Here is a 707-nt window from a genome sequence, read left to right as displayed (position 1 = left end):
GGGCCTGTTCGTCCAATACATCAGCAAATCCGGGCATGCCGCTTTTTGGAATTCCATGGCTAAGCCACCAAAACATGTCGCCGGCCGTGTGCAGCGCAGTATGCGGTTCGCTCAAATTCGCGGGCGGCTTGGGAAGGGTCGATGCCGCCGGACCATCGCCAAGCCCTCCGCTGCCGTGGCAAGCGGCACAATTCTCGGCAAATAGACGCTTTCCATTGGTTATTGATATCGTCGAATAGGCAACCGACGGGCGGCGGTAAGTATCGGGATAGGCTTGCACGGATATCTGCCACAGACCGCCTGCGACCGAAATAACGGCGGCGGCGCCTGCTGCAACTGCTTTTACCTTTTGCGGCTTTCTCAAACAAACGAGCAGGCCCCAGAAGAGTGACAATAGTGCTAGGGAGAAGGCGCCCGCCGCGATAACGGGCGTCGGCCACGCCGGCCACGTGGCTTCGATCGAAAAGCGAAACGGCAGCCACCAGATGGGCTGATCATGTCGTGCTGGTATGACTGAAGAGAGCGCGGCTGCGCAGCCGACGATCAGAACACCGCAAAAGAATTCAGTTGCTGCCCATCCAGCTCCTGCAAGAAAAGCCGCGGGTTTTGCTCCTACGGTTTCCATGACGGGTAGGAAGCGCGTGCGAATCCGATTGGCCACCAACAGGATGCATGCAAGTAGAGCAAGCTTCGTTATAATTAGTTGA

1 protein-coding gene is annotated in these 707 nt (G+C 57.3%); it reads right to left on the bottom strand.

Annotated features, from left to right (window positions below; genetic code table 11):
- Positions 1–661 (bottom strand): c-type cytochrome (locus AC628_RS42365; protein ID WP_143202119.1); only part of this gene is annotated, 661 nt, incomplete at its 3' end.
- Between the last annotated feature and the right edge of the window lie 46 nt (positions 662–707).

The sequence above is a fragment of the Bradyrhizobium sp. NAS96.2 genome (assembly GCF_001908235.1).
In the GTDB taxonomy this organism is placed as follows: Bacteria; Pseudomonadota; Alphaproteobacteria; order Rhizobiales; family Xanthobacteraceae; genus Bradyrhizobium.
The sequence above is the reverse complement of the archived record's forward strand: the minus strand, read 5'-3'. Positions and strand labels throughout refer to the sequence as shown.